1 protein-coding gene is annotated in these 926 nt (G+C 61.2%); it reads left to right on the forward strand.

Annotated elements, in window-relative coordinates; translation table 11 throughout:
- Window positions 1–689 precede the first annotated feature (689 nt).
- Window positions 690–926 (forward strand): transposase (locus C5F48_RS24165; RefSeq protein ID WP_502525987.1); only part of this gene is annotated, 237 nt, incomplete at its 3' end.

The following is a 926-nucleotide window of genomic DNA, read 5'->3' on the forward strand; positions in this document are numbered from 1 at the left end:
TTGTCACGAAGAGTTGCTGGGGCATTGCGGCGCTCCGGTCGCCTGCCGTCTCCTGCTCTTGCTCCGCTAGTTGCCCCGTCCTACCGACCCGCCTCGACATGCCTTCGGGTTCGGCATCGTTGTCGCCGCCCGAGCCGCTCCGCTCCAAGCCCCTCCTGCGAGACAGATGTGGAGACACACCGGCCACGCCACCACTGATGCAGATCAACTGTCCCCCGCTAGGCACTGCGGCTGCATCGCGCGCAGGCTATCCTCGGCATGGGCGGGACTGGCGAGCCGCGAGCTCTCGGCAGGACCAAGCGCTGAGGGTACTGGCCACTTGCGAAGCATCGCGGGCACGGATTGTCACCGTGCTGCTCGGCGCGGGCCTGTTTGACCCGGGCGCTACGACGAGCAGACGGACGGCACATTACCCATGGAGGAAATGCAGATCCCTCCAGTCCTAGCAGCGAAGATCTTCTGTTTGTTATCACAGAAGACGTTTCCTAGATCTTTCGAAGAGGGCGCACAATAGTTAGGTCATGTTGACAAATGGCGGAGCCAGAGCCTGATGCAGGCGACGTCTATGAAGTCCGCCCTGAACAACCCCCATACCATTGATTTTGCGATGAAACGCTGTGGTTTTTCTCGCCATGGCCTGCAGGGTTTTGTATGATTTGCGGCGAAACCCTGCAATTTCGGTTCTGCCCATGAAGCATCGCCCGCGCGCTGAAGAACAGGATGATCTGCTGCGTCCGCGGCTTGTTGACATGATCGATCCGCGGCACGAGCTGGTGAAGCTGGCGGCGATGATCGACTGGGACGTGTTCGAGCGGGAATGGGCGGGGTTCTTCCCGTCTGGCAAGGGTCGGCCCGCGACAGAGCCGCGGCTGGTCGCAGGGCTGCTTTATCTCCAGCACGCTTACCGTTTGTCGGACGAGGCGGTT

The sequence above is a fragment of the Cereibacter changlensis JA139 genome (assembly GCF_003034985.1).
Lineage (GTDB): Bacteria > Pseudomonadota > Alphaproteobacteria > Rhodobacterales > Rhodobacteraceae > Cereibacter > Cereibacter changlensis.